The sequence below is a fragment of the Streptomyces gobiensis genome, from assembly GCF_021216675.1.
Taxonomy (GTDB): Bacteria; Actinomycetota; Actinomycetes; order Streptomycetales; family Streptomycetaceae; genus Streptomyces; species Streptomyces gobiensis.
This window is the reverse complement of sequence record NZ_CP086120.1, coordinates 1,230,319-1,256,428: the sequence shown is the minus strand read 5'-3', so window position 1 is coordinate 1,256,428 and position 26,110 is coordinate 1,230,319. Positions and strand designations below refer to the sequence as shown.

At 70.6% G+C, this 26,110-nt stretch carries 29 protein-coding genes; 11 read left to right on the top strand and 18 right to left on the bottom strand.

The annotated features are described in order from the left end of the window. Positions 1 to 184: 184 nt before the first annotated feature. Positions 185 to 961, bottom strand: coding sequence for a cytochrome c biogenesis CcdA family protein (locus tag test1122_RS05870; RefSeq protein WP_232268093.1), 777 nt, complete (start codon positions 959 to 961; stop codon positions 185 to 187). A 180-nt stretch (positions 962 to 1,141) separates the two neighbouring features. Here test1122_RS05870 and test1122_RS05865 point away from each other — a divergent pair, with 180 nt between their 5' ends. The 6 genes from test1122_RS05865 (at position 1,142) to test1122_RS05840 (ending at position 4,354) form a co-directional block, all read left to right on the top strand. Next, on the top strand, positions 1,142 to 2,158 hold the full coding sequence (locus tag test1122_RS05865; RefSeq protein ID WP_232268092.1) for a cytochrome c biogenesis CcdA family protein: 1,017 nt from the start codon (positions 1,142 to 1,144) through the stop codon (positions 2,156 to 2,158). Continuing rightward, entirely contained in the window at positions 2,148 to 2,870 is a 723-nt protein-coding gene (locus tag test1122_RS05860) for a peroxiredoxin family protein (protein ID WP_232268091.1), read from the top strand. Before test1122_RS05865 ends, test1122_RS05860 begins: the two co-directional genes overlap by 11 nt. Beyond that, positions 2,867 to 3,166: a glutaredoxin family protein gene (locus tag test1122_RS05855; RefSeq protein ID WP_232268090.1), complete on the top strand. Its 300-nt coding sequence runs from the start codon at positions 2,867 to 2,869 to the stop codon at positions 3,164 to 3,166. The genes test1122_RS05860 and test1122_RS05855 overlap by 4 nt, the downstream gene beginning before the upstream one ends. A gap of 14 nt (positions 3,167 to 3,180) precedes the next feature. After that, positions 3,181 to 3,432 (top strand): hypothetical protein, encoded by a 252-nt coding sequence (locus test1122_RS05850; RefSeq protein WP_232268089.1) that lies wholly within the window; start codon positions 3,181 to 3,183, stop codon positions 3,430 to 3,432. After that, positions 3,429 to 3,725, top strand: a complete 297-nt coding sequence (locus tag test1122_RS05845; protein ID WP_232268088.1) for a hypothetical protein — start codon at positions 3,429 to 3,431, stop codon at positions 3,723 to 3,725. The genes test1122_RS05850 and test1122_RS05845 overlap by 4 nt, the downstream gene beginning before the upstream one ends. 65 nt (positions 3,726 to 3,790) lie before the next feature. Beyond that, complete coding sequence (locus test1122_RS05840) at positions 3,791 to 4,354, top strand: TlpA family protein disulfide reductase (RefSeq protein ID WP_232268087.1); 564 nt, start codon at positions 3,791 to 3,793, stop codon at positions 4,352 to 4,354. A 65-nt stretch (positions 4,355 to 4,419) separates the two neighbouring features. Here the strand turns inward: test1122_RS05840 and test1122_RS05835 are convergent, their stop codons facing one another. From test1122_RS05835 to test1122_RS05825, 3 genes are all read right to left on the bottom strand, one after another. Continuing rightward, a complete protein-coding gene (locus test1122_RS05835; RefSeq protein WP_232268086.1) occupies positions 4,420 to 5,091 on the bottom strand; it encodes a class I SAM-dependent methyltransferase in 672 nt (223 codons plus the stop codon). An 89-nt stretch (positions 5,092 to 5,180) separates the two neighbouring features. Beyond that, complete coding sequence (locus tag test1122_RS05830) at positions 5,181 to 5,837, bottom strand: M56 family metallopeptidase (protein ID WP_232268085.1); 657 nt, start codon at positions 5,835 to 5,837, stop codon at positions 5,181 to 5,183. Between the two features lie 235 nt (positions 5,838 to 6,072). After that, entirely contained in the window at positions 6,073 to 6,423 is a 351-nt protein-coding gene (locus test1122_RS05825) for a BlaI/MecI/CopY family transcriptional regulator (protein ID WP_232268084.1), read from the bottom strand. 93 nt (positions 6,424 to 6,516) lie between these two features. Here test1122_RS05825 and test1122_RS05820 point away from each other — a divergent pair, with 93 nt between their 5' ends. After that, positions 6,517 to 6,702 carry a hypothetical protein gene (locus test1122_RS05820; protein ID WP_232268083.1) on the top strand — a complete coding sequence of 62 codons (186 nt, stop codon included), beginning with the start codon at positions 6,517 to 6,519 and terminating at the stop codon, positions 6,700 to 6,702. Next, entirely contained in the window at positions 6,702 to 7,235 is a 534-nt protein-coding gene (locus test1122_RS05815) for a hypothetical protein (protein WP_232268082.1), read from the top strand. The genes test1122_RS05820 and test1122_RS05815 overlap by 1 nt, the downstream gene beginning before the upstream one ends. 110 nt (positions 7,236 to 7,345) lie before the next feature. On the opposite strand, the gene test1122_RS05810 is transcribed toward test1122_RS05815, so the two are convergent. From test1122_RS05810 to test1122_RS05790, 5 genes are read right to left on the bottom strand one after another with little or no spacing between them, the layout of a single operon-like run. Next, positions 7,346 to 8,731, bottom strand: coding sequence for a sensor histidine kinase (locus tag test1122_RS05810; RefSeq protein WP_232271781.1), 1,386 nt, complete (start codon positions 8,729 to 8,731; stop codon positions 7,346 to 7,348). Then, positions 8,712 to 9,422, bottom strand: coding sequence for a response regulator transcription factor (locus test1122_RS05805; RefSeq protein ID WP_232268081.1), 711 nt, complete (start codon positions 9,420 to 9,422; stop codon positions 8,712 to 8,714). Before test1122_RS05805 ends, test1122_RS05810 begins: the two co-directional genes overlap by 20 nt. A 28-nt stretch (positions 9,423 to 9,450) precedes the next feature. Continuing rightward, positions 9,451 to 12,018, bottom strand: coding sequence for a heavy metal translocating P-type ATPase (locus test1122_RS05800; RefSeq protein ID WP_232268080.1), 2,568 nt, complete (start codon positions 12,016 to 12,018; stop codon positions 9,451 to 9,453). Beyond that, positions 12,015 to 12,230 carry a hypothetical protein gene (locus test1122_RS05795; RefSeq protein ID WP_232268079.1) on the bottom strand — a complete coding sequence of 72 codons (216 nt, stop codon included), beginning with the start codon at positions 12,228 to 12,230 and terminating at the stop codon, positions 12,015 to 12,017. The genes test1122_RS05800 and test1122_RS05795 overlap by 4 nt, the downstream gene beginning before the upstream one ends. 29 nt (positions 12,231 to 12,259) lie before the next feature. Continuing rightward, positions 12,260 to 12,556 (bottom strand): metal-sensitive transcriptional regulator, encoded by a 297-nt coding sequence (locus test1122_RS05790; protein WP_232268078.1) that lies wholly within the window; start codon positions 12,554 to 12,556, stop codon positions 12,260 to 12,262. A gap of 301 nt (positions 12,557 to 12,857) precedes the next feature. On the opposite strand from test1122_RS05790, the gene test1122_RS05785 reads away from it, so the two are divergent. Continuing rightward, on the top strand, positions 12,858 to 13,202 hold the full coding sequence (locus test1122_RS05785) for a hypothetical protein (RefSeq protein ID WP_232268077.1): 345 nt from the start codon (positions 12,858 to 12,860) through the stop codon (positions 13,200 to 13,202). A gap of 114 nt (positions 13,203 to 13,316) precedes the next feature. Beyond that, positions 13,317 to 14,285: a prolipoprotein diacylglyceryl transferase gene (lgt, locus tag test1122_RS05780; protein WP_232268076.1), complete on the top strand. Its 969-nt coding sequence runs from the start codon at positions 13,317 to 13,319 to the stop codon at positions 14,283 to 14,285. A 309-nt stretch (positions 14,286 to 14,594) separates the two neighbouring features. Here lgt and efeB read toward each other — a convergent pair whose 3' ends face one another. The 9 genes from efeB to test1122_RS05735 all read right to left on the bottom strand — a co-directional run bounded on the left by efeB (position 14,595) and on the right by test1122_RS05735 (position 22,844). Beyond that, positions 14,595 to 15,821, bottom strand: coding sequence for an iron uptake transporter deferrochelatase/peroxidase subunit (gene efeB / locus test1122_RS05775; RefSeq protein ID WP_232268075.1), 1,227 nt, complete (start codon positions 15,819 to 15,821; stop codon positions 14,595 to 14,597). Then, complete coding sequence (locus test1122_RS05770) at positions 15,811 to 16,311, bottom strand: copper chaperone PCu(A)C (protein ID WP_232268074.1); 501 nt, start codon at positions 16,309 to 16,311, stop codon at positions 15,811 to 15,813. The genes efeB and test1122_RS05770 overlap by 11 nt, the downstream gene beginning before the upstream one ends. Further along, a complete protein-coding gene (locus test1122_RS05765) occupies positions 16,308 to 16,976 on the bottom strand; it encodes an SCO family protein (protein ID WP_232268073.1) in 669 nt (222 codons plus the stop codon). The genes test1122_RS05770 and test1122_RS05765 overlap by 4 nt, the downstream gene beginning before the upstream one ends. An 839-nt stretch (positions 16,977 to 17,815) precedes the next feature. Beyond that, positions 17,816 to 18,031 (bottom strand): hypothetical protein, encoded by a 216-nt coding sequence (locus test1122_RS05760; protein WP_232268072.1) that lies wholly within the window; start codon positions 18,029 to 18,031, stop codon positions 17,816 to 17,818. A 79-nt stretch (positions 18,032 to 18,110) separates the two neighbouring features. Next, positions 18,111 to 19,091: a M56 family metallopeptidase gene (locus test1122_RS05755; RefSeq protein WP_232268071.1), complete on the bottom strand. Its 981-nt coding sequence runs from the start codon at positions 19,089 to 19,091 to the stop codon at positions 18,111 to 18,113. Next, positions 19,088 to 19,561 (bottom strand): BlaI/MecI/CopY family transcriptional regulator, encoded by a 474-nt coding sequence (locus tag test1122_RS05750; protein ID WP_232268070.1) that lies wholly within the window; start codon positions 19,559 to 19,561, stop codon positions 19,088 to 19,090. Before test1122_RS05750 ends, test1122_RS05755 begins: the two co-directional genes overlap by 4 nt. Next, positions 19,558 to 20,277, bottom strand: a complete 720-nt coding sequence (locus tag test1122_RS05745) for a tRNA-dependent cyclodipeptide synthase (RefSeq protein ID WP_232268069.1) — start codon at positions 20,275 to 20,277, stop codon at positions 19,558 to 19,560. The genes test1122_RS05750 and test1122_RS05745 overlap by 4 nt, the downstream gene beginning before the upstream one ends. A gap of 600 nt (positions 20,278 to 20,877) precedes the next feature. Continuing rightward, the gene (locus tag test1122_RS05740; protein ID WP_232268068.1) at positions 20,878 to 22,005 is read right to left on the bottom strand and encodes a DUF1416 domain-containing protein; all 1,128 of its coding nucleotides are present in this window, start codon (positions 22,003 to 22,005) and stop codon (positions 20,878 to 20,880) included. Between the two features lie 11 nt (positions 22,006 to 22,016). Beyond that, a complete protein-coding gene (locus tag test1122_RS05735) occupies positions 22,017 to 22,844 on the bottom strand; it encodes a sulfurtransferase (RefSeq protein WP_232268067.1) in 828 nt (275 codons plus the stop codon). Between the two features lie 384 nt (positions 22,845 to 23,228). On the opposite strand from test1122_RS05735, the gene test1122_RS05730 reads away from it, so the two are divergent. Continuing rightward, positions 23,229 to 26,006: a SpoIIE family protein phosphatase gene (locus tag test1122_RS05730; RefSeq protein ID WP_232268066.1), complete on the top strand. Its 2,778-nt coding sequence runs from the start codon at positions 23,229 to 23,231 to the stop codon at positions 26,004 to 26,006. Positions 26,007 to 26,110: the final 104 nt, after the last annotated feature.

Below are 26,110 nucleotides of genomic sequence, written 5' to 3'. Positions count from 1 at the left end.
CGAGGGCAGGGCCGCAGGACCCGTGGTCGCGGTGTCCGCGAAGAGCGAGGGGTCTTGCCTCGCCCTGCCGTCCAGCGCCATCATGCGACCGCACACCCGCCACAAGGGCGGGCAAGGATGCGGCCGCCCGCGCCCGGAACCCTCGGCGGCTGGCGAAAACCGCACCATGCGTCCGGGGCCGCCGTCACAGGGGGAGTTCGTAACCGCTGATCCAGGTCTGCATCTCGTAGATCATCAGGCTCCACAGGCCCGAGACCTGGGCCACACCGACGGCCACCAATAGTCCGCCGCCGATGAGCAGCATGGTGCGGGTGTGGCGGCGGAGGAAGTCGAAGCCGCGCAACGACTTGCCGAGGGCGAGGGTGAACAGCAGGAACGGTATGCCGACCCCGACCGCGTAGAGGAAGGCCAGGAAGGCGCCGCGTCCTGCCGAACCGGTGGTGATGGACAGGGAGAGCACTGCGGCGAGGGTGGGGCCGATGCAGGGGGTCCAGCCGATGCCGAACATCACACCCATTACCGGTGCGCCGGTGAGCCCGGCCCGAGGGGCGAACTGCGGCTTGAAGGTGCGCGACAGCAGCGGGATGCGCTGCAGGGCGCCCATGAACATCAGGCCGAGCACGATGGTGAGCACGCCGAGTACCCGGATGACGGTGTCCTGGTGGGCGAGCAGCAGTGTGCTGAGGGACCCGAACAGTGCGCCGTAGGCGGTGAACACGGCAGCGAAGCCGAGGATGAACAGACCGGTGCCCAGCAGGGCCCGGGACCGGACGCGGCCACCCGGGGCGCTCTGGGCCTCGTGGGCGTCGGCGGCGGTCATGCCGGTGGTGTACGAGAGATAGCCCGGGACCAGGGGCAGGCAGCACGGGGAGGCGACGGTGATCGCCCCCGCGGCCAGGGCGATGGGCGCGGCCAGGAACAGGGAGCCGGAGCCGACCACCTGGCTGATGTCGACGGACAAATTCGGTGCCTTTCCACAGGGCGGGTGCAGGCCCTGGCTACGGGGCGCTGATCAGGTGCCGCCGCCGGGCCCGTTCCGGGCGGGCGGTCGACACGACTCTATCTCCTAGGTATCTTAGGTCCGAAGCTGCATAGGTGATCGCGGGCTGCCAGGGCCCGCGATCTGCTGGAAAGGGACTGGATGAGCGAGCTGCTGTTCGGGACGACGCTGCTGGCGTCGTTCCTCGGCGGGATGGTGGCGCTGCTGGCGCCGTGCTGTATCTCGGTGATGCTGCCGGCGTACTTCGCCACCGGCTTCCGCTCCCGGGGCCGGGTCGTGGCGGGCACGCTGGCCTTCGGCGCCGGAGTGGCCACCATCATCGTCCCCATCGGACTGGGCGCCACCGCCCTCTCCTCCGTGTTCCAGAGGTACCACCTGTGGATCTATCTGACCGGTGGCGTGCTCATGCTGGCCGGCGGTCTGGCGGTGCTGGCCGGGTGGAAGCCGAAGCTGCCGATGCCGTCCGGGGGCACCCCGCAGCAGGGCGGCGGCTTCAAGGCCGCCTACGGGCTCGGGGCGTTCTCCGGCATCGCCAGCGCGTGCTGCGCGCCGGTGCTGGCCGGCGTCGTGGTGCTGTCCGGGGCCAGCGGCTCCTTCCTGGCGGCGCTGAGCGTCGGGTTCGTCTACGTGCTGGGCATGGTCGCCCCGCTGGTGGCCATCGCCCTGGCCTGGGAACGCGGGCACCGCGGCCCGGCACGGCTGCTGCAGAGCCGCCAGGTGCGGCTGCGCGCCGGGAGGTGGCAGCGCACTCTGCCGCTGGGCGATCTCCTCGCGGGCGGCCTGCTGGTGGCCATGGGCGTGCTGACGGTGGCACTCGGCTTCAGCGGATCGGACATGTCCGCCTCGGGCTGGCGGGTCCGGCTCTCCGCCGATCTGGACCACTACGCCTCGCGGATCACCGACGCCTTGTCCTGGCTGCCCGGCTGGGCGGTGGCGCTGGCCGCCGCCGTGGTGCTGGCGCTGCTGATCCGCCGCGCGCTGCGGCCCGCCACCCCGCCCGGGGCCGAGCCCGACGGCGCCGAAGAGCCCGACCCGGCGCCGTCCGGCGCCGCCTGCTGCAGCGGACCCGAAGCCGCTCCCGGCTCGCTCCTCACCCCGGCTTCCGCCGCCGACACCGACCGCACGACCCCCATGGAGGCCCCCACCGATGGCCGCTGACACCAGCTCCACACCCAAGCCCGGCACCAAAACCGCAAACAAGGCCGCCCGGCGCGAGAAGGCCAAACAGCTGCGCGAGGCCGAGAAGCAGCGCGAGCAGCGGGAGCAGCGCAACCGGCGGCTGCGCCGTACCGCCCTGGTCACCGCGGTGGTGGTCGCCGTCACCGGGGGGCTGTACCTGGTGTTCAACCAGTCCGAGCAGGCAGCACAGAACGTCAGCTACGACGTCGGCAAGCCCGGCATCGGCAAGACCACCCCCGACTTCACCCTGGCCTCCAGCGCGGGCGGCAAGGAGAACCTGGCCGATCACCGCGGTGAGACCGTGCTGCTGTACTTCCACGAAGGCGGCGGCTGCCAGCCGTGCTGGGACCAGATCGTCGATCTGGACAAGGCATGGAAGAAGGTCGAGGGCCTCGGCGTCGACACCATGCTCTCCATCACCACCGACCCGGCCGACCTGACCAAGCGCAAGGTCGCCGACGAGGGCATCAAGTCCCCGGTGCTCTCCGATCCCGACCTGAAGGTCTCCAAGGAGTACACCACCAACCAGTACGGCATGATGGGCACCACCAGGAACGGCCACAGCTTCATTCTGGTCGGCCCCGACGGCAAGATCCAGTGGCGCGCGGACTACGGCGGCGCCCCCGACTACACCATGTACGTCAAGGTCGACAAGCTCCTGGATGACCTGAAGGCGGGGCGCGCCGCATGACCGCCCCGCACCGGATCGCGCTGCTCACCCAGGCCGACTGCGCCTTCTGCGAGCACGCCAAAACCGTCCTTGCCAAGGTCGGCGCCGACCACCCCCTGGTGATTACCGAGATCGATCTGACCAGTGAGGAAGGCCGACGCCTCGGCGCCGAGGCCGGAGTGCTCTTCGCCCCCGGCATCCTGCTGGACGGCAAGCCCTTCTCCTACGGCCGCCTCTCCGAACGCAAGCTGCGCCGCGCCCTGAAGGCTGCGGCAGCCCCCGCCACCACCCCGATAGACCCCACCCCGAAGCAGTAACAAAGGAGACCGTAATGGACGCGTTCTACGCTCTGGCCCTGCTCGCCTGCCCCCTCGGCATGGGCGCGATGATGTGGTTCATGATGAAGGGGGGCAACCGCCAGCAGGGTGCCACCCCGGCCCCGCAGGACAAGAACGCAGGCTTCGCGGGATTCGACAAGGACCCGCGCCAGCAGGAAATGGACGCCCTGCGCGAGGAGATCGCCGGCCTGCGCGCCAAGGTCGACAGCCAGCCCGAGGCACCGGCCCAGGAGCGCACGCGGTGATCGATACGATCCTGCCTCCGCTGGCCGCCGCAGCCGCCATCACCTTCACCTACTTCTTCTGCGTCCGGCCCATGCGGCAGGGCCGCGGCTGCCACATGATGCCGCAGCAGTCCCAGGCCGGGCAGGCGGCCTGCCACTCCACCACGGACCCCGGGAAAAGCGCGCAGCCCTCTGTGCCCGACAGCACGGACGCGGAGATCAAGCGGCTGCGCGAAGAGGTCCAGCTGCTCCACCACGAGCTCGACCTCCGCTCCACCGACGCTGTCCGGCTCCAGAAGGATGAGTCGCGCTGAGCCTCTCGGACATACGCCGGCGACCGTCCCCCACCGGCCCCCGCCCGGCGGGACCGTCGCGGCGCATGGCTGTCGCCGGGCTGCTGGCCCTGGCCGCCGGGACCCTCACCGCCTGCGGCAGCACCCAGAAGGAAGACAACAGCACCGGGTCCCTGGGGGCGGCGAAAGGCAGCTCTTCGCAGTATGTCCAACCCGGCGAACGCACCGTGATCCCCACCCTGAAGGGCACCACCCTGGACGGCGAACAGGCCGATATCGCCCGCATGCGCGGCCAGGTGGTAGTGATCAACATCTGGGGCTCGTGGTGCGCGCCATGCCGTAAGGAGGCCCCCGAGCTCAGGAAACTCTCCCAGAAGACCGAGCCGCTGGGGGTGAGATTCCTCGGCATCGACATCCGCGACAACAAATCCGCAGCGAAGGCCTTCGAGCGCAACTACGGCATCACCTACCCCAGCATCTACGACCCGGACGGCCGCACCGCGACCGGCTTCAGGCAGCTGGCGCCCCGGGCCGTGCCCACCACGTACGTCCTGGACAAGCAAGGCCGGGTGGCCGCCCTGTCCATCGGCCCCCTCACCTACCGGGACTTCCACCCCATCATCAAGGACATCGCCGCCGAGAAGGCGTGACCACCTGGCGCCACCGCATCGCCCCCAACCCCCATAAGAGCCCTTCGGCGACCGACCTCCCGCACTCACTCGGAGTCGGGCCGCCCGGCCTTGCGGGCGACGCCGATGACGCACGGAGAGCTGGGCGTGGTGCGGCCATTGATGAGGAAGTCGAAGTGCCGTGCCTGCTCGATGGTGAAGCCGACGTCGGTGATGGCCTGTTCGGTCTGCCGGGTGAGGCTGCACCCTCCGGCCAGCAGGGGCCACACCACGTTCAGGATCCGCTGTTTCCGGGCGAACCGGGGGTTCGTGGAGCGGACATGCTCGTAGAAGTACAGGCGCCCGCCGGGCCGCAGAACGCGTGCCGCCTCCGCAAGGGCCCGCGGCACGTCGGCGATGCTGCACAGCACGAGCGAGGCCACTGCGGCGTCGACGGAGCCGTCCGGCACGGGCAGTTCCTCTGCCCGGCCCGCACGGACCTCCACAGGGACGGACGCGACGGCCGCCGCCCGCTCGGCGAGTTCACGCAGTCGCGGCTCAGGCTCGACGGCGATGACCTGCTCCACCTGCGGCGGGTAGCGGCGGAAGTTCGCCCCGGTGCCGGCGCCGATCTCCACGATCCGGCCAGCCGCATCGGCGAGCAGTTCCCGACGGTGTTCCAGCGCGCCATGGGCCTCCGCGAAAGCATTGATCCTCGGATAGATGCGGGCGAACAGCGGATGCCTCACCTGCGGCTGCCTTGAAGGGGCGGTGGTCATGGCGGCGACTCCCTTCCTTGGGTCAGACTCCAGCCTACTACGCAAGCGTAGTAGTTACTACTTTCTCGTAGTAGCCGTGTTCGCTGGGTCTACCCCGTACAGGCCAGCGGGGTCGCGGCGATGAGTATCGCGGAACCGGCCAGCGCCCATGCGTACGTCGCCACCCCAGCCGCAGAGGCCGCTACGCGCCACCGGGCAGGCGGCGTGCGCACCGGGGGCTCGCCGGCCTCCAGCTGAGTGATCCGCACGTCGAGCAGTTCCCGCACCCCCATGGCGGCGGCCGGTGCCCCGGACGCCCACGGCGGGGTATCGGTGACCTTGAGCAGTGCCCCGGCGACGGCCCCGGTCCCGCACCGCGTCACCGCGCGGCGGTCCGCGGTCAGCTCCCGGTCGGCAACGAAGGCGGTGCGCAGATGGCCCAGGAGCGGGAGGACGGCATGACGAACCGTCAAGATGTCGGTGACCAGGGTCCTGAGCGGGTCGCGACCACGCATGTGCTCGCGCTCGTGGGCGAAGAGCGCCTGGAGTTCCCGCGGTGTCGTGATCGCCGCGATCCGTGTGCTGACCGCGACCCGAGGACACAGCAGTCCGTAGGTGAACGCGAAGGGCACGGCGGCATCGACCACATCCACGCGGGAGCGGTCCAGCCCGGCCCGCGTTGCGGCGTCGCCCACGGCTGGTTCCACGGCGGCCGGGGCGACGGCACGGCTACGGACCTCGCGGGCGACGGCACGAGTCGCGCGCACCCCGCGCCACAGCCGCCCCACCGACCACGCGGCCCCACAATCGACAGCCCGAGCAGCGTCACTCCCGCCCACACCGGGCCGGACGACAGCGCCCAGGTACCGCGGCGGACGGACTGCCAGAGGAGCGCCATCGCGAGGCAGCAGGCGAGGAAGGCCACGGCGGCCCGGATCGCTGCCGAGACGGCGACCAGTGTCCAGAACGCCCGGTTCCCCGTGCCGTGCCGCCCGGCGCCGATCACTGGGAGTCCTCCAGGAGACGCCGCAGCCGGTCGCGCAGCGCCGGATCCAGCGATGCCTCAGTGGCGAAGCGTACGACGACGGCGTCCCCGTGGGTGCGCAACACCTCCCGCACCGCGAGCGCGGCCTCGTCCTCCACGGCCGGGGTGTACGTGTAGCCGCGTCCCTGCGGTGCCCGGGCGAGGAGGCCCTTCTGGGCGAGACGGCTCATCACCGTCATCACGGTGGTGTACGCCAGCGCCTGGGGCCGGTCCTCATTGAGTGTGCCGAGTACCGTGCGGACGGTCACCGGGCCCTCGGCTTCCCAGCACACCCGCATGACCTCGCTCTCCAGCGACCCCAAGGACACCGCAACCCGCCTTCCCAGCGCCGTTTCTACTATTGCAGCGTAGTACGTCTGGCGTTCGGCAGCAGTGTTCCCAGGGCGCCGCGCTGGGTCAAGGTGTCCGGAATCATCGTCGGAGTCCTGATCCTGCTGGTCGTGATCGTCAAGCTCACCGGCCTGGGTGGCGATCACGGCCCCGGCCGGCACACAGGTGCCGACGCCCAGCCGACCAGCGTCACGGCAATCCAGGCTCCCCTCGGCGGCAATCTGGACGACGCCGCAGCACCGCGGGGCAGCTACTGATGATCATGCCTCCCCGCCTCCGCAAGACCGTGCTCACCGCACACGTCATCACCTCGGTCGGCTGGCTCGGCGCGGTCCTGGCCTACCTCGCTCTCGAGGTCACCGCTGTGACCAGCCAGGACATCCAGACGGTGCGTGGCGCGTACGCCGCGATGGAGGTGACGGTCCTGTACGTGATCGTCCCGCTGGCCGTCGCGTCGGTGCTCATCGGGATCGTCAACGCGCTGGGCACCCCGTGGGGTTTGTTCCGGCGCTACTGGGTGCTGGTGAAACTCCTGCTCACCGTCTTCGCCGCCACGGTCCTGTTGATAGAGACCCAGACCGTGAGCCATTTGGCAGAGGCAGCAGCGTCCAGTGCCGATCCCCGCGAGCTGCCCGGCACGCTGCTCCACTCCGTGGGCGGCCTCGTGGTGCTACTGATCATTGTGATCCTGTCGGTGTTCAAGCCTCGGGGTGTGACCCGGTACAGGTGGCGCAAGCAGAACGAGCAACGACGGAACAAGCGCACCCCGCATACGGTGCCCGTCGGGTAGATGCGGCGGCTCCGGCCGCCTTCGACCGAGCCAACCGACTGATCCCGCAAGACGTCGGCCCCGGCACTGCCCTTCCCCCGTGGGGCATCACCGGGGCTGAACGCTGCCGGTCATGTGCCGTCGAGGGCGGGGAGGCGGGTGGTGAAGGTGGTGCCGTGGCCGGGGATGCTGTCGGCGGTGAGGGTTCCGCCGTGGGCGGTGGTCAGTTCGGCGGCGACGGCCAGTCCGATGCCGGAGCCGTTGGCGCGGGCGGTGCTGCCGCGGAAAAAGCGGTCGAAGATGTGGCGGAGGTCGTCGGCGGGGATGCCGGGGCCGGTGTCGGCCACGCGGAGTATGGCCCAGTGGCCTTCCCGGCGCAGGGTGAGGGTGACGGTGCCGCCTCGGGGGACGAACTTCAGGGCGTTGGTGAGCTGGTTGGTGACGATCTGCCGCAGCCGCACCGCATCTCCGTCGACGCGTACCTCGTCCAGGTCGGTGCGCACGGCGATACCGGCCTCGGCGAAGGAATCGCCCAGGCCGGTCACGGCGTCGGTCACGAGCACGGTCAGGGACAGTGGTCGGCGTTCGAGGGTGAAGGCGGCGGCATCGGCGGAGGCGAGGGTTTCCAGGTCGGCGACGAGGCGGGCGAGGCGCAGCGTCTCCTCGTGCAGGGAGGTGATGACTTCCTGGGTGGGTTTGCTGATGCCGTCCTGAATGGCTTCGAGCTGGCTGCGCTGGATCGCGAGGGGGGTGCGCAGTTCGTGGGCGACGTCGGCGGCGAAGGCGCGGCGGAGTTGGTCCTCTTTCTCGACGCGGTCGGCCATGGTGTTGAAGGCGGTGGCCAGTTGGCCGATTTCGTTGTCGGGGATGGCGGTGGCGCGCCGGTCGCGCCTGCCTGCGGCCAGATCGTTGGCGGCGTGGGTGAGTTCGGCGATGGGGGCGGTGGCCCGGCGCGCGGTGTAGGCGCCGACGACGAGGGCGACGAGGGCGGCTGCGATGGCTCCGGCGGTGAGCTGGCGGTTGACGGAGGACTGGAAGTCCTTGTCGACGGCGGGGACGGTGCCCTGGGGCACGCGGACCTGGAGGGTGCCGACCTGCTGCCCATCGACGGTGACCGGCAGGCTGCTCGGGGGGCCGAGGTCGCCGGTGCCCATCATGTCCCGGTGCATGGCCGACATGGCGGCGTCCACGTTGGCGTCGGCCAGTGACCACACCTTCCTGCCCGACGCATCGAGCAGTTCGGCTTCCGATCCGGTCATCGTCACGGTCGGCGCGAGCTGGTCCAGGGAGCGGGTGTCCCAGGTGCCGTCGCGGCGGTAGTCGGAGGCGAACAGGGAGACCAGCTGCTGCTGGCGCGTGTGCTGCTGCTCACTCAGGTAGTCCTCGAAACGGGCGGTGAAGGCGGTGTTGACCAGCACGGCGGTCAGCGCGGCCGTGCCGATGCCCAGCGCGGCGAACGCCAGCGCCAGGCGGCGGGCGAACCTGCCGCGCAGCAGTTCACGCACTGCGGTGAACATCACGATCGACTCCAAGCTTGTATCCGACCCCGGGCACGGTGACGATCACCGTGAAGGGCGGGGCGTCGCCGAGTTTGCGGCGCAGGTTCTTCACGTGCACGTCGATGGTGCGTTCGTACGCCTCGAAGGTGTGGCCCTGGAGGCGGCCGACCAGCTCCATGCGGGTCCAGGCCCGCCCGGGGCGGGAAGCGAGGGCTGCCAGCAGTTCGAACTCGGTGCGGGTCAGCTCGACGAGCTGACCGTCGGTGCGCACTTCCCGGCGTTCGGCGTCGATGCGCAGTCGCCCGGCGCCGTAGGAGGCCGGCTGTGCCGCTTCGGTGCGGGGGCCGCGGGCGCGGCGCAGCACGGCCTCGACGCGGGCGACCAGTTCGCGCGGGCTGAACGGTTTGACCACGTAGTCGTCGGCGCCCAGCCGCAGTCCCATCACCCGGTCGTTCTCGCTGGCCTTGGCGGTGAGCATCACGATCGGTACGTCACTGTCCTTGCGCAGCAGCCGGGCCACCTCCTCACCGGGCAGGCCGGGCAGGGCAAGGTCGAGGACGACCAGGTCGGGGTGGGAGGCGGTGGCGAGGTCGAGGGCGATCCGGCCGTCGCTCGCCTCCAGCACCGTGTAGCCGTCGCGCTCCAGATAGTCGCGCAGCAGCGCGCGCAGCTTCGCTTCGTCGTCGACGACCAGGACCGTCGCGGTCACGGGTGCACCTTCCTTCGTACAGGTTCCATCATCGTGCGGCCGCCGTCGCCGTGGCCGCTGCCTCCACCGAGGACGGCGTAGAGCCCGGCAGGGGCCGGGCGGCGAACCGGCGCAGCCGGTTGGCGTTGCCCACCACCGACAGGGAAGAGGCCGCCATCGCCGCAGCGGCGATCATCGGGCTGAGCAGCCAGCCGGTGACCGGGTAGAGCACGCCGGCCGCGATGGGGATGCCGGCGCTGTTGTAGACGAAGGCCAGGAACAGGTTCTGGCGGATGTTACGCATCGTGGCCCGGCTCAGCGTCACCGCGGTGACGACGCCGCCCAGGGATCCGGAGATCAGGGTAATGTCGGCCGCCTCGATGGCCACATCGGTGCCGGTGCCGATGGCGAAGCCGACATCGGCCTGGGCGAGCGCGGGCGCGTCGTTGATGCCGTCGCCGACCATGGCGATGCTCCCCCAAGTTCTCGACTTTGCTCGAACAGGGGGGACCCCCACGCCCGTGTCCTGCAGGCGGCGGATCTCGTCTGCCTTGTGCTCGGGCAGCACCTCCGCCAGGACCCGGTCGATGCCGACCTGGTGGGCGATGGCCTGAGCGGTACGCGCGTTGTCACCGGTGATCATCACGATCTGAAGGCCGAGACGCTTCAGTTCGGTGATGGCGGCGGCCGAGTCCTCCTTGACAGTGTCGGCGACCGCGATCAGGCCCAGCAGCTGCCCGTCGACTGCCGCGAACATCGCCGTCTTGCCTTCGCCGGCCAGCCGGTCCGCCTCGGCCTCGAGTGAGTCGGCTTCGATCCCCTGCTCGGTGAGCAGCGCCGCCTTGCCCACCAGCACGCGGCGGCCCTCGACCACTGCCTCGACCCCGTGGCCGGTGAGCGAGTCGAACTCGCCGGCCTCGGCCAGAGCGATGCCGCGCTCGGCCGCGCCCCGTACGATCGCCTCGCCCAAGGGGTGCTCGGAGGAGTGCTCGGCCGTGGCCACCAGGCGCAGCACATCGTCCTCGGTGAAGCCAGGCGCGGGGACGACGTCGGTCAGCTCGGGCCGCCCCTGCGTGACGGTGCCGGTCTTGTCCAGCACGATCACCTCAAGGCGCTGCGCGGTCTCCAGGGCCTCGGCGGAGCGGATCAGGACGCCCGCCTGGGCACCCTTGCCGGTGCCCACCATCACGGACAGCGGAGTGGCCAGCCCCAGCGCGCAGGGGCACGCGATGATCAGCACGGCCACGGCGGCCACCAGCCCCAGGGTCAGGGCCGGGGCGGGACCGACGGTGAACCAGACAGCGAACGCGGCGATCGCGATGAACACCACCGCAGGCACGAAGTACCCGGCGACCAGATCGGCGACACGCTGGATGGGCGCCCGCGATGCCTGCGCCTGCTGTACCAGTTTGATGATCTGGGCGAGCGCGGTGTCCGCGCCGACCTTGGTCGCCTTGAACCGAAAGGCGCCGGTCTGGTTGATGGTCGCGCCCACCACCTCGTCGCCCACGGTCTTGGACACCGGGATCGACTCCCCGGTCACCATGGACTCGTCCAGCGTGGAGCGGCCAGCGACGATCACACCGTCCACCGGAACCCTCTCGCCGGGCCGCACCGCCACGATGTCCCCGGCGACGACCTGCTCGACGGGCACCTCCGTATCCGTACCGTCCCGCACCACCCGGGCCGTCTTGGCCTGCAGACCGAGCAGTTCGCGGATCGCCTGCCCGGTCCCCGCCTTGGCCTTCGCCTCGAACAGGCGGCCCAGCAGGATGAGGGTGATGATGACGCCGACCGCCTCGTAGTACACCTCGCGCACACCCACGGGCAGCAGCCCCGGCGCCACGGTCACCAGCAAGCTGTAGCAGTACGCCGCCGACGTACCCAGCGTGATCAGCGTGTTCATCTCGGCGCCGCGGTGGCGCAGGGTGAGCCAGCCGGTGCGGTGGATCGGCCAGCCGGTGTAGAACATCACCGGCGTGATCAGCGCGAACTGCACCCATCGGTTGAGCAGCAGGCTGGGGACGTCCACGCCGAACACCTCGTGGAGCATGACGGCCACGACGACCGGCAGCGAGAGCACCGCGCCGACGGCCACCCGCCGCGACAGATCGGTGATCTCCTCCCGCCGGGCGGCAGCCTCGGCATCCTCCCGCTCAGCGTCACCCGGCTCGACGGCGCCGGGAGCCTGCTCCGCCACCGGGGCCGGAACAGTCGCCACCGGCGCCTCCCCGTCCCCGTCGCCGGACTCGACCATGAGGGTGCCGCGCACCATGTTCATCCCGCACGCGAAACCGAACCGGCCCGCCTTGTCAGGGGTGAACTCCACCTCGGTCGTCTCGAACGCCGGAAGAGACGCGGCGAGCGTGAAGTCGGGGAAGACCACCTGGGATGTGCAGTCTCCGCCCTCCTGCCGGTCGAACACGAGCCGGACCGGAACCCCTTGGCGGACCCGGATCAGATCTGGTGTGTAGCCGCCCTTCACCGTGATCCCGATCTCCTGGACGCCGCCTTTGAGTTCGGCCTGCCGTGATGCTTTGGGTCCGAAGAAGTACCAGGCCAGGAACGCGATCAGCGCGACCGCTCCGGCCGCGACGCCGATGTCGGCGGCATTCATGAGGTCTTCCTTTCTGCGTACTGCTTGATCCGGGAACCGGCATTCCGCACCGCCGCCTCGATTCCGGCGCGGACCGGCGGAGCGGTGAAGGGGACGGCAACGCCCCTGTCACGGGTGTCGGCGTCCGCCGCTCCCAGCAGGGCGCCGGGGGCACCCTCAGTGGCCTGTCGGCACGTGACGGCGGGAACGGCCCGCACATTGGCCTGAAACACAGCGCGACCTCCGTGGTCTCTCGCGTCCATCAGCGGTGCCGGAACAGCACCTTCATCAACTCGTCGTAGATGAGCGGGTCGTCGCTCTTGATGGCCTTGGTGACGCACTGCTCCAGGTAGTTGCGCATCACCGTGCGGGACACGCCGTCCAGAGCCTTCTGCACTGATGCGATCTGGTCGAGGACCTCCACGCAGTGCCGGTCCTCGCGGATCATCCGGCTCACCCCCTGGACCTGTCCGCCGATCTTGGCCAGGCGCACCAGCGCCTCGTCGGCGGCCTCCGGCGCGAGGAACTGCCCCTGCTGCCCGGTCGCGGATTTCGCCATCGCGCACCTCCTTCATCCGCCAAGCTACTCCTACCCCCTAGGGGTAGCAACAAGCTGATCAGGGATGCCCGGAGGTGTTCACAGTGGTGTGGCTGTGCCCCTGTCCACAGGTGAACGCGCTGGTCACTGTCCGAGTGCGGCGACCAGGGTCCCCTGCGCGGAGGTGCTGCTGCGCCCCGGCCGACGCCTCTGAGCGGCGGCAGCGCACAGCTCCCGCACACGGCTGCTTCATCGGTTCTTCACGCCGCGCTCCTAGCGTCGGTGGCATCAGAGCGCAATTGGCGACAGGAAGGACCCCGACATGATCAAGCGCAGGACCATCGGCGTGACCGTGGCCACCGCCCTGCTCGGCGGCCTCGGCGCCTACGGTGCCACCGCCGCCTTCGCGGCATCACCGAGCCTGGCCCCGCAGCCGACAGCCACGAGCACCGATTCTCCGGGCGGCGCCGACGGCATGGACAGGGACGAGATGATCCGCCACTGCACCGACCACCTGCCCGCCGACGAACGCGCGAAGGCCCGGCAGCAGATGGAGAAGATGATGTCCGGCGGCATGGACAAGATGATGTCCGGTGGCATGAACGGGATGATGTCCGGCTCGATGACGGGCGGCATGTCCGGCGACGGCCACCACGGCATGGGCTGATCCCAACCCGCTCCGACCGGGCCGCACGGCGCTCCGGATTGGCACCGCGGGCGCCCCAGCGCCCGCGCGCCCACCGCTTTCCGCACCCACTCTGACGCGACGCGAAGTGATCCGATGACCCTTGCCTTCCTGCCGAGCCCGCCCAGCCCGTACCTGACGGTCGGCTCCCTCATGCTGCACTGGTACGCGATCATGGTGATCCTCGGTGTCATCGCCGCCATCGCGATCGGCCAGCGCCGCTGGAGCGCCCGTGGCGGCGCCGCGGGCACGGTCCTGGACGTCGCGATGATCGCCGTGCCGTTCGGCATCCTCGGCGGCCGCCTCTACCACGTGATCACCAGCTGGCAGCTGTACTTCGGGGAGGGCCGCAACCCTGTCGAGGCGCTGTACGTGTGGCAGGGCGGCCTCGGCATCTGGGGCGCCGTCGCGGGTGGCGCACTGGGCGCCTGGATCGCCGCCCGCCGCCGCGGCATCGACTTCGCCGCCTTCGCCGACGCCCTCGCCCCGGGCATCCTGGTAGGGCAGGCCATCGGACGATTCGGCTGCTGGTTCAACCAGGCGCTGTACGGGCGGCCCACCACGCTGCCCTGGGGCCTGGAGATCGACCCCGCCAACCGCCCCGCGGCCACCCCCGACACCGCCACCTACCACCCCACCTTCGCCTACGAGGCCGCCTGGAACCTGAGCGCGGCCGCGCTGGTGGTGTGGGCCCAGCGGCGCTTCCACCTCGACCGGGGCCGGGTCTTCGCCCTCTACGTCGCCGCCTACACCGCGGGCCGCTTCTGGATCGAGATGCTGCGCGTCGACCCCGCCAACCACATCCTGGGCATGCGTCTGAACGTATGGACCAGCCTGCTGCTGTTCCTCGCCGCCGTCACCTTCCTCATCCTGCGCCGCCCCGCCCCCCGGGCGACGGCCAAGGAGACCGCCCCGTCGTCGGCCACAGCCGGCAGGCCCGCGGCGGAGACCCAGGACGAACCGACCGCGATCCTTGAGGCGGAGCAGACCGCCCTCGTGACGGCGCAGGGCCCGCAGACAGCCCGTGCGCGCGAGTCGGAGGCCGACGCAGCGCGCGGACAATAACGCCGCGCCGCCGCAGGCGGGGACGCTGGCCCATGGCGACGCGGAACAGGGTGGCCGCCCCGCCGCTTGGGGCAGCGGGCGGACCGAACTTCTGGAAGGCACGGCCTGAGGAAGGAGGCCCGGCTAGTTAGGTGCATGGCCCGCCCATGGGGTACTTCATCCTCCTTCACAGCCCGCGCCCGAGCGTGAACGGCGGCAGATCCACCATCATGCCGTGGCCATCTGATCCATCGTCAGCTCCTCTGTCAGCCCCGGCCGTTGACCGGCGTGCTCGGAGAGCCCAGGGCTGCTGGTGGGCCCTGGAAACGGTCAGGCTTCCAGCAGCCGCTGGCCGACGTACTCGCCTTTCGCTGCCCCGCCCGGGACGGCGAACAGCGCGCTGGCCTCATGGCGGATGAACGCCGACAGCGCGTCCCCGCGGTCCAGCTTGCGCTGGACAGGCACGAAGCCCTTGAGCGGGTCAGCCTGCCAGGCGATGAACAGCAGCCCGGCGTCCGGCATGCCGTCCGCGTCGATGCCGTCGTGGAAGGAGAGCGGGCGGCGCAGCATCGCCGCCCCGCCGTTGGCCTCCGGCGCCGAGGTCCGCACGTGCGCGTCGGCCGCAAATAGGGGCTTGCCCGCAGCGTCGGTCTTGTTCAGGTCCACGGGGGTGGTCTCGGTGCCTCCGGAGAGCGGGGCACCGTCGGACTTGCGCCGCCCGATGACCTTCTCCTGCTCATCCAGAGAAAGCCGATCCCAGCTGTCCAGGAGCATCCGGATGCGGCGTACGACGGCGTACGAGCCGTGCGCCATCCACGCCGGGTCTTCGTCGGCGGAGACGAAGATCCGCTGGTCGAAGTCCTCGTCCGTCGGTTTGGGGTTGTTGGTGCCGTCGACCTGGCCCATCAGGTTGCGCGCCGTCATCGGCTGCTTCGTGGCGCCAGGGGTGCGGTTGAAGCCGTTCATCTGCCACCGCACCCGGACCGCGTCCCCGGCCGCCTTCTGCATGGCGCGCAGCGCGTGGAAGGCCACCAGGCCGTCGTCAGCACCGATCTGCACCCACAGATCACCGTTGCTGCGCCTGGGGTCGAGCGCGTCGGAGGTGAAGTCCGGCAGCGGGTCGAGCGCCGCGGGACGCTGTTCGACCAGGCCGGTCCGGTCGAAGAAGCTGCGGCCGAAGCCGAAAGTGACAGTCAGCGAGGACGGGCCGGCGTCCAGCGCGACGCCGGTGTCGTCGTCCACCGGCTCACCTGCCGTCAGCTTCTCCGCCGCCGTGGACCAGCGGCGCAGCAGCGCGACGGCTGCCTTGCGGTCCGCACCCGGCGCGAGGTCGAAGGCGATCAGGTGGCCGCGGGCCTGTAGCGGGGTGGTGATGCCCGCCTGGTGCCTGCCGTGGAAGGGCACGGTGGTGGAGCCGACCGTGGTCAGGGCCGTCGGGGGATCGTCCTTGGTGACGCGGGCACCGATCACACCGCCGCTCGCGCCGACCACCATGCCTCCGGCGCCCGCCGCGCCGACGGTGCCCAGCAGCCTGCGCCGGGTGATGTCACTGCTCATGATCGTGGTCCTGCTTCGGGTTGAAGGCGGGTGCCTCCACCGGGATGTCCAACGTGATCGGGGCGGCCTTGGCGAAGTGCAGCTTCACAGACACGTGGTCGCCTTCGAGCGGTTTGTGATCCAGGCCCATGAACATCAGGTGGCTGCCGCCACGCTCGAGTTCGAGCGTGGCGTGGGCCGGTATCTGGAAGGACGTCACCTGCCGCATCCCGTCGCCGACGGACTGGTGCATCGTGATGTCGTCGGATAGGTCGCTGATGACCGAGGTGAGCTCGTCGGCCGTATCCCCACGGTTGGTCACGGTCAGGTAGCCGCCCGCGATCTCCGCTGTCACCGGCTGCGGCATGAACGTACCGGAGACGGCGAGGTCGGGGCCGCTCGGCCCGAAGGGGCTGGCGAGCCCGGCGGTCACGGCGAGCGCGAGGACGGTGGCCAGCACGCCGGTGACAATCAGGCCGACGGCCGTCAGAGGGGTGCGGCGACCGGTCACGGGGTCTGTCCCCTGAGGAGCTTGGGCAGGTCTTTGGCGTAGTCCTCGACCGTGGCCTCCTTGCCGTTGTAGATCACGTGCGCCTTGTCGTCCTTCGGGGAGAAGGCCAGGACCGTCTTGCCGTGCGTGGCGGTGACCTTGCCGTCCTTGCCCTTGACCGGCGGTGCCATGCCCACGCCCACGGTGCGGGCGGCGGCCTCGACGGTCTTGTAGTCGCCGCTGAGCCCGATGAAGTCCGCGTTCCCGGCGCTGCGCAGCCACGTGCCGAGCTCCTCGGGCGTGTCGCGCTCGGGGTCGGTGGTGACGAAGACGAACCGGAGCTTGTCCCGAGCGGCCTTGGGCAGGTCCTTGTAGGCGATCGCGAGGTTGCTCACGGTCAGCGGGCAGGCGTCCGGGCAGTGGGTGTAGCCGAAGTAGAGCAGGGTGAGCTTGCCCTTGGTCTCCTCGCGCAGGTCGAACTTCTTGCCGTCTGTGTCGGTGAGGACCAGCTCCGGCTTGGTGAACGGCTGGTCCAGGACGGTCGCGGCCTTGTTGGGGCTCGCGGTGGCGTCGGTGGAGATGACGGGCTTGTCCTCGGCCTCGGCTCCGGCGCCGCTGCCGCAGGCGGACAGGGTGAGCGCAGCAGCCGCGGTGACCGCGGCAGCGAGCAGGGTGCGATGACGCATGACGAACGACCCCCAGGGGGTGGTGATGATGGCGGTGCGGGATGCTGCACATCCGCTAAAACTAAGCTGTTTAGGTGTTTGCTGGAGGAGTCTACGGCAGGCTGATCCGAGCGCCACGGCCCCCACCCCGCCAGGAGTCGGCCCGTGGTTGTTGCCCTGCTGAGGCCGCTCACACCCTGTCCGGCGCTCCGGCCGGCCCGCTGGTCCCGACAACGCCACAGAACGCCGCTGACGCCCACCGGGGTTGCGGCCGACCTGGGCCACCACCCCCGGTACGGACTCACTTCGAGGTGCTCGCGCCGCGCTCGGCGAGCATGTCGGCCATGAGCTTCATATGGGTGTGTCTTCTCCCCGCCGCGTCCGTCCTGGACGCCACGGCGCTGCTGGTGCTGGGGATGGTCAGCTGTACGGAGGCCGGAGAGGGCGCATGCGTACGCGCTACACCCGCAGCACCGGCAGCTGATGGAGATCCGGCGGCCGGGATGCCGGGCCGCCGAGGACGGCGGAAGCGGCCGCCTGTACCGGGGCAGCTGCCACGGGCGTCTGCTTATGGGTAGACGCGGCGCACGGGTCGGAATGAGTGGGAACGTCGCGGACGCCCTCCGGCAAGCTGCTGTCGCAGTGTCCGCGGCCGTCGTCGCGTAAGCACTCCTCACAGCCGGAGCCGGCCTGGTCAGCCATGCCCGCCCGCGGGCATCTGGACGGCCATGGCGGTACCGCACGGCAGGGCGGCGAAGGTCAGAACCGTCATCAGCACGACGGTCGACAGACGGGCGATGAGCCCCCGCAGACTGCGGCTGACAACGCGTGGTGGGCGAGGTGGCGATGTGGCGAGGTCGTCAGCGCCACCGGGTGAGTCCGAAGAGCGTCAGCGCGACGCCGCCGACCTGCCCGTAGACGTGGTGGGGGTCGAAGGGCAGCACGACAAAGCCCAGCATGTTACCGAGCAGGCTTGAGGCAAACAGCCCGATCCCCAGGCACAGCGCCGTCCACATGACGATCCGGTCCCGGCGGTGGGCCGCCTGCGGGTTCCTGGCCGTGGCGGACTTGGACATGCGGGTCACTCCCATTACCTAAGTTCCATAGGTGATGGGAGTGAAGGTATCAGATGCCCCGGCCCGGTCCCTGGGGCCATCACACGGGAAGTTGCGCACTGGCGACAGGGGCAGCGGGCAACGGGCAGGTGGTCATGCCGGTCGCGGCTACCGCGGGCTGGGCGGCCAGGACCAGTGGCAGCGCCAGTGCCGCGCCCGCCACCAGCGCCCCGACCCAGACCACCGCGCGGCGAAGCGGTCGCCGTGGGCCGAGCAGCCGCCGCACCCGGTCGGCCACCTGGCCGCCGGAGGCCGCCAGCGAAGCCGCCGGCACCCCTGCCCCTGCCAGCTCGACCAGGGCCCCGGCCAGGGTGAGCGAATCGGTACGGGCCGTGGCCTCGTCGTCGGCGGCCATCTCAACCAGCCGCCGCGTCTCGTGTGCTGCGGCCCGGAACAGTGGCACTCGTGGGAAGGCCCGCTCCAGCGCCTCCGCAAAGGCCAGGACCAGATGGTGGCGCTGCCGGATGTGCGCCCGCTCATGGGCGATCACCGCATCCAGCGCGTCCGGCTCCAGCGCGGCCAGCGCCGCCGAGGTCAGCACGATCCGGTGCCCGGTGCCGGGCAGGCAGTACACCGCCGGGCGGTCGTCCTCCAGCACCGTCACACCCAGATCGGCACGCTCGCGACCGACCACCGCCAGCACCTCGGCGTGCCGACGTCGCTCCCGCCACGCCCGCCACAGAGCTGCCCCCAGACACCAGCCGACGCGGCCTGCTACCGCCAGGGCCAGCACCGTGCCGGTCGCGGCCACCACCGCGCCGCCCGGTGCGGCGTACTGCGCGCGCAGCGCCATCACGCACGCGTGCAGCATCTCGGCCAGATTGCCGCTGACCGGCACCGTGGGCACGGCCAGGACGAGCCCGGCCAGCGCGACCGAGACGACGACCGTGGCCGTGATCGCCTGCCAGGCCCAGATGGCCAGCCGCGGCGCCCGCGCCGCCCAGCCCGTACGGGTCAGCAGCACCGGCGCAAGGGCGCCGACCAGAGCCGCGTAGCCCAGCAGCAGGATCGCAACCCTCATGAGCGGCTCCCGTCACGGCGCGCGGCGAGTGCCGTCCGCAGCTCGTCGACCTCGGCCTCGTCCAGCTCGTCGAACAGCCGCACCAGCGTCGCCGTACGGTCTGCCCCGGTCGCCCACACCTGGTCGATCAACGACGCTGCGTACTCCTCACGGTCCTTCGTGGCCTGGTAGCGGAAGGCCCGGCCCTCCTTCGCCCGGGACAGCCAGCCCTTGCGGTGCAGAATCTCCATAACCGTCTGCACCGTGTTGTACGCCAGCTGCTGCGGCCGGTCACGGTTGAGCTTCTCCAGCACCTCGCGCACCGTCAGCGGGGCCACCGAGGCCCACACCACGTCCATGATCGCCTGTTCCAGCTCGCCAAAGCCCCGCATCCCGGCCGCCTCCCTCCACGAAAACCTAAGCGCCATCGTACGTGGCGCCCGGGCGCCGTCCAGATCCACCAGCACTCCGGCATGCGCTGCCCCGGTCACCGCACCCCCTCCACCAAGTGCAGGTAGCCCTGTCCGGCCTCCGGCCGCAGCGCCAGCCTGTGATGGAACAGATCATCGAGAAAGGCAGGCACCTGGTGATAGCAGAACACCGAGGTGGCCACGCCCGCGATCCGCGGCGTGTCCAGGAACAGCGGCAACTCGGCCAGGAAATACCGCACCGCAACCCGCACCTGCTCGTCCGTCGGCGCTTGCCCGGGTGGCAGACGGCGCTCCAGCGTCCAGGCCGACGCACCCAGACAGGCCCGGGCAAAGAAGGGATCCTCCCGGTAACGCTGCTCGACCTGTTTCAGCAGCGCCAGGTAGGCGGGGTTCGCTGACAGTGTCTGTCCGTCGAGGATGAGCGCGTCCGGTGCGTTGATGCCGACCTCGGCCAGCGCCCGCGTGATCTTGTTCCGTACGTACTGGCCCTGGCGACGTGCCTTCCACGCCGCCTTCTCCGGGGCGTATCCCAGCGCCTCCAGGGTGAAGGCGGCCGCCGTGTCCGGGACGAAGAAGTGGACGCGGGTGAATGCGCTGAGGGCCCAGCGGGCGAGCACGGCGATCCGCTCGGCGGTGAAGTGGCTGTTGAAGGGGCTGATGCCCACGCAGGCGTGGGCGCGGCTGGCGAAGGCGGCCTGGCACCGGTCGGTGAGCGGCAGGGGATGCCACGGTTTGGCGGACTCGGCGGACTCGGCGGGCAAGGATGCATGGGGCATGGCGGATCTCTCGCAGAGGAAGAGCGGAACGGCTGGGCGGCGGTCGGCCTGGGCACCAGGCGGACCGCATGCCTCACCGACCGGTGTGGCTCCCGGTGCGCGGTCTCGCGCAGGATGGACGGGAGAGCCGGGGCAGGATCGGTGAGGCCCTGGATGCGTTCTCGTTCTAGGTGCGGATCACGCAGAGCGCGAAACGGCCCGCGGCGCAGGGCGGTCCCTGCCCCCGTGGTGATCCCGCGGCCGGAGGTGCGGGATCAAGCCGCGGCCGCGACACCACAGCGTCCTCGCCAGGGGCGGCGTGAGCGTACGGAACCGGCTCGGCACGGGCAGCCGCACACCGGCCCTCCGCAGAAGCGCACATATGCCCCGCAGCGTGGGAGGCATCGCCATGCACCCAGGCAGCGGCGGAACTGTCGATCACGTGCCCTGAGTGGTGTGCCGCCGCAGTGCCCGGCCATGCGCCCCCAGCGCAGCCCAGCAGCAGCAACGCCAGCAGTAGCACACCTACGACGTGGCGGTGCGCAACGTTGCTGCAGGGCACATCCATGCTCACGACCGTACGCAGCGGCCCCGGGAGACGATTCCGCAACGCCGCCACTATCACCCGGATGACGCCGCCAGCCGCTCGGCCAGTTCCGGGAGTCCGGCCCGCTGCGGCTCGGTCAGGGTCGCTGTCGGCGCGGGTCCGGCGGCGTTGATCGCAGCCATGTGGCGGTAGTACGCCGGGTAAGGCTCCAGGCTCGTCAGGGCCCCGGCCACGAAGGCGTCCTCCTCTTGGCCGAAGGCCGGGTTGACCGCGCGCTCCCGGCCGATCGTCGACCGGTCGGCCGGGCTGGCCGGACCCGCCGCGCAGAAGCTGCCGAAGCCGTGGGTCGGCAGCACCACGGTGTCGTCGGGCAGCACCTCGGCCAGCCGGTGCACCGACCGGTACTGGCGGTGCGCCAGAGGCTCGGCCAGATCCGCACCCATGAGGTCGGTCCGGCCCGTGCTGCCGTAGAGCAGCGAACCGCCGGTGCACACCAGCCGGGGCTCCCCGTCGGCCGGCGCGAACGCATAGGCCACATGGTGGTCGGTATGACCGGGGGTGGCGATGACACGGACCCGCAGCGGCCCGACCGGCAGCTGGTCGCCGTCGGCCACCCGGAGGGCGTCGAAGCCCAGTCGCGGCCCGGCGGGCACAACGTAGTCGGCCGCGTAGTTCCGGGCGAGCTCCAGCCCTTCGGTCACGTAGTCGTTGTGGAGGTGCGTCTCCAGCACGGCGCCGAGCCGCAGCCCGCGGCTGCCCAGCACGGTGGTGATCCGCTCCAGGTCCCGCTGCGGGTCCACCGCGACCGCGACCGACCCGTCCGTGATCAGATAGCTGCGGTTGCCGAGGCTGAGGGTGGCGATCTGAATGACCCCCAGCCGTTCCGGCAGCTCGGCGGAGAGCCGGAAACCGACCTCGGTGACCTCGCCGAGGTGCGCCTCGACCGGCGTCTCGGTGACGCCGCGCGGGGACAGCACCCGCAGCACCCAGCGGCCGGGCGTGACGTAGAAGCGGAAGGCGCCGTCGGCGGAGGTGACCGCCTCGCCGACGAACTCGCCGGCCGGGTCGAGCAGACGCACCCAGGCACCCGCCACCGGACCGCCGACGGCCTCCACCGTGCCGGCGACGACGGTCCGGGACGAAGTGTCGACTTCGGGTACCGGGGTGGCGTAACGCTCCGCTCCCGGCACAGCTGCGTTCACCTGTCGTCCCGTCACTTCTCGATGGGCACGCCGACCATCGAACCGTACTCGGTCCACGACCCGTCGTAGTTCTTCACCTTCGGGTGGTCGAGCAGCTCGTGGAAGACGAACCAGGTGTGGGCGCTGCGCTCCCCGATCCGGCAGTAGGCGATGGTCTCGCGGTCGAAGTCGACGCCCGCGTCGCGGTACAGCGCGCGCAGTTCCTCGTCCGACTTGAAGGTGCCGTCGTCGTTGGCCGCCTTCGACCAGGGGATGTTCTTGGCGGTCGGGATGTGACCGCCCCGCTGCGCCTGCTCCTGGGGCATATGGGCGGGTGCGAGGAGCTCGCCGGAGAACTCCTGCGGCGAGCGCACGTCGATGAGGTTCTTGTTCCCGATCGCGGCGAGCACCTCGTCCCGGAAGGCCCGGATCGAGGTGTCGGGCTCGCGGGCGGTGTAGTTGGTCCTCGGACGGTGCGGCACGTCGTGGGCCAGTGGACGCTCCTGCAGCTCCCACAGCTTGCGGCCACCATCGAGCAGCTGCACCCGCTCGTGGCCGTAGACCTTGAAGTACCAGTAGGCGTAGGTGGCGAACCAGTTGTTGTTGCCGCCGTAGAGCACCACGGTGTGGTCGGGTGCGATGCCGCGCTCCGACATCAGCTGTCCGAAACGCTCGCGGTCGATGAAATCGCGGCGCACCGGGTCCTGCAGGTCCTGCTTCCAGTCGAGCTTCACCGCGCCGGGGATGTGGCCCTTGTCGTAGGTGGTCACGTCCTCGTCGACCTCGGCGATCACCACCTGTGGGTCGTCCAGGTGCTGCTGGACCCAGTCGGCGTCGACCAGGGATTGCTCGCGGCTCATCGTCGCCCCCTTCCCGCCCGGCGGGAAGGACCCGCCGCGGTTTCGGATCGGTCGGCATTCAGGCGTGCTCCTCTTCCAGCACACCTCCGGCACGCTGGCACGTCAACTCGGGAAGGCCGGCGCAGAGCCAGAACCGCGAAGGGCTCCTGACCTGCGACTATCCAAGAGTGAGGGCCGCCACGGACGCCGCAGCGGCCCTTGCTTCACCCTCAAGCCAAGATCAAGTGGCCCGATAGTGAGTACGGGGGCCAAGTGGGGGACGCGGGGCTACGCCGCCCGTGGTGTGCACTCGTCTGGGCGTGTTGGCGGTAGCGGAGGCGCATGCTCCTGATCTCTTACGGCCATCACTCTGTACTGCCGCGTGTCCAGTGTTAGAAATAGGACATGAAGGGACCATTCGCTGGCCTGCTTCGGCGCGATCGGCATGGTCGTCCCAGCTCCGAGGCATCGCGGCGCTCGCCGCGGCGAGGGGCGCGTTCCCTGCTGGGGGTGCGCAGCGTCGCCGGGCAGGTTCTCTTCCTTCAGATCGTGGTCGCGGTGCTGCTGATCGCCGCCGCGGTGGCGGCGCTCGCGCTCCAGGCGCGGTACGACAGCGAGCAGGACGCCCAGAACCGGTCGCTCGCCGCCGCGGAGTCCTTCGCGGACGCTCCGGGAACCGTGGCGGCGCTGAAGTCCCCCGATCCGACCGCCGCGCTGCAGCCCCATGCCGAAGAGGCCCGGCGGGGATCGGGACTGGACTTCGTCGCCGTGATGGCGACGGACGGGACCCGCTACGCGGACTCCGATCCGGAACTGATCGGCAGGCGCGCCCATGACATCGGACGGGCCGCGGCCGGAGAATCCATCACGGAGATCTTCGAGGGAGCCCCGAGTGACGCGGCTCGGGCCGTCGTCCCCGTCACCGATGCCGACGGTGCCGTCGTCGGCCTGGTGGGCGCCGGTGTCGGGGTCGAGCACATCGGGGATGCGGTAAACCGTCAGCTGCCGGTGCTCTTCGGCTCCGCCGCCGCCGCGCTCGCCCTGGCCGTCGGCAGCTCCGCGCTGGTGAGCAGGCGGCTGCGGCGGCAGACACGCGGTCTCGGCCCCACCGAGATGACCCGGATGTACGAGCACCATGACGCGGTCCTGCACGCCGTGCGGGAAGGCGTGCTCATCACCGGGGGCGACGGCCGGCTGATGCTGGCCAACGATGAGGCGCGCAGGCTCCTTGAGCTGCCGCCGGATACGGAGGGCCGCCACGTCGCCGACCTCGGCCTCGATACGGACATCGCCGAGCTGCTGGCCTCGGGCCGTGCCGTGACCGACGAGGTGCATCTGGCCGGGGACCTCCTGCTGGCCGTCAATACGCGGCCCACGGCTCCGTACGGTGGGCCGCCTGGCCAGGTCGTCACGCTCCGGGACACCACCGAGCTGCGCGCGGTGGCCGGCACGGCTGAGGTGGCCCGGGAACGGCTGAAGATGCTGTACGAGGCGGGAGTGCGGATCGGTACCACGCTGGACGTGGTGCGGACCGCCGAGGAACTGTCGGAGGTGGCGGTCCCCCGGTTCGCGGACTTCGTCACCGTGGAGCTGCTGGACCCCGTAGTGGGCGGGGAGGAGCCGACGGGTGTGCATAGCGAGATGCGTCGCGCGGCTGTGAGCGGCATCCGCGAAGACTGCCCGCTGGAACCGGTGGGTCATCTCATCAGATTCGTCGTCCCCACCACACCGATGGCGGCGGCTCTGCGGAGCGGCCATGCGGTGCTTGAGCCTGATCTGACCATCGCTCACGGATGGCGGGCACAGGATCCCGAAGGGGCGGACCAAGCCCTCATCTACGGCATCCACTCGCTGATCACGGCACCATTGCAGGCTCGCGGAGTCGTCCTGGGCATGGCCAACTTCTGGCGTTCGGAGCGGCCCGAGCCCTTCGAGGAGGAGGATCTGTCCTTCGCCGAGGAGCTGACCGCACGGGCCGCTGTCGCCATCGACAACGCCCGCCGCTTCACCCGTGAACACGCCATGGCCGTAACCCTGCAGCGCAGCCTGCTGCCCCGCGGCCTGCCCGAGCAGGACGCCCTGGATGCCGCCTACCGCTATCTGCCCGCGCAGGCCGGGGTCGGCGGCGACTGGTTCGACGTCATCCCCCTGCCCGGCGCCCGGGTCGCCCTGGTCGTCGGGGATGTCGTCGGCCACGGCCTGCATGCCGCCGCCACCATGGGCCGACTGCGCACCGCGGTCCACAACTTCTCCACCCTCGACCTGCCGCCGGACGAGCTCCTGGGGTACCTGGACGAACTGGTCTCCCGCATCGACCGGGAGGAGGGCGTCGCCGAGGGCGACGGGGTCACGGGAGCCACCTGCCTCTACGCCATCTACGACTCGGTTTCCGGTCTCTGCAGCGTGGCAAGGGCCGGGCACTTCGCCCCCGCGGTGGTCCGCCCTGACGGCACCGTGGAGTTCCCCGAGGTGCCAGTCTTCCCGCCCCTGGGCCTGGGCGGCGCGCCTTACGAGACCGCTGAACTGCGGCTGTCCGAGGGCAGCCAGCTCGTCCTCTACACCGACGGCCTCATCGAACACCGCGACCGCGACATCGAGACCGGCCTGCGCCTGCTGCACAGCACCCTGGCCGGCCGTCCGGACCGGACGCCGGAGGAGACCTGCCAAGCCGTCTTCGATGCGATGCTGCCCCCGCACCGCAGTGACGACATCGCCCTGCTGGTGGCCCGTACCCGCGTGCTCGACCCCTCCCGGGTCGCAGACTGGGACGTTCCGTTCAATCCCGCCGCCGTCGCTCCGACCCGCGCCGCGTGCGTGCGTCAGCTGGAGATGTGGGGTCTTGAGGAGCTCGTCTTCACCACCGAGCTGATGCTGAGCGAGCTGATCACCAATGCGATCCGCTACGGCTCCGAGCCCGTCCATGTGCGGCTGCTGCACGAGCGCAGTCTGATCTGCGAGGTGTCCGATGGCAGCAGCACCTCCCCGCATGTGCGGCGTGCGGCCGCCACGGACGAGGGCGGGCGCGGGCTGTTCCTCGTCTCCCAGTTCGCCGAGCGCTGGGGAACCAGATACACACCCACGGGGAAGGTGATGTGGACCGAGCAGCCGCTGGACGGCGGGGAGCAGCAGGCAGTGGGGCCGCTGCTGGACGGCCTGGAAGACCTGGAAGATCTGGCGCTGTGACCAGGTGACGCAGCGCAGCCCGCTTTCCCCGGTGTCGGCCGGGCTCTCGGCACCCTTCAGGTGCAGCTATTCGCCTGTCCGCATAGTATGGTGGCGCCTGGGTA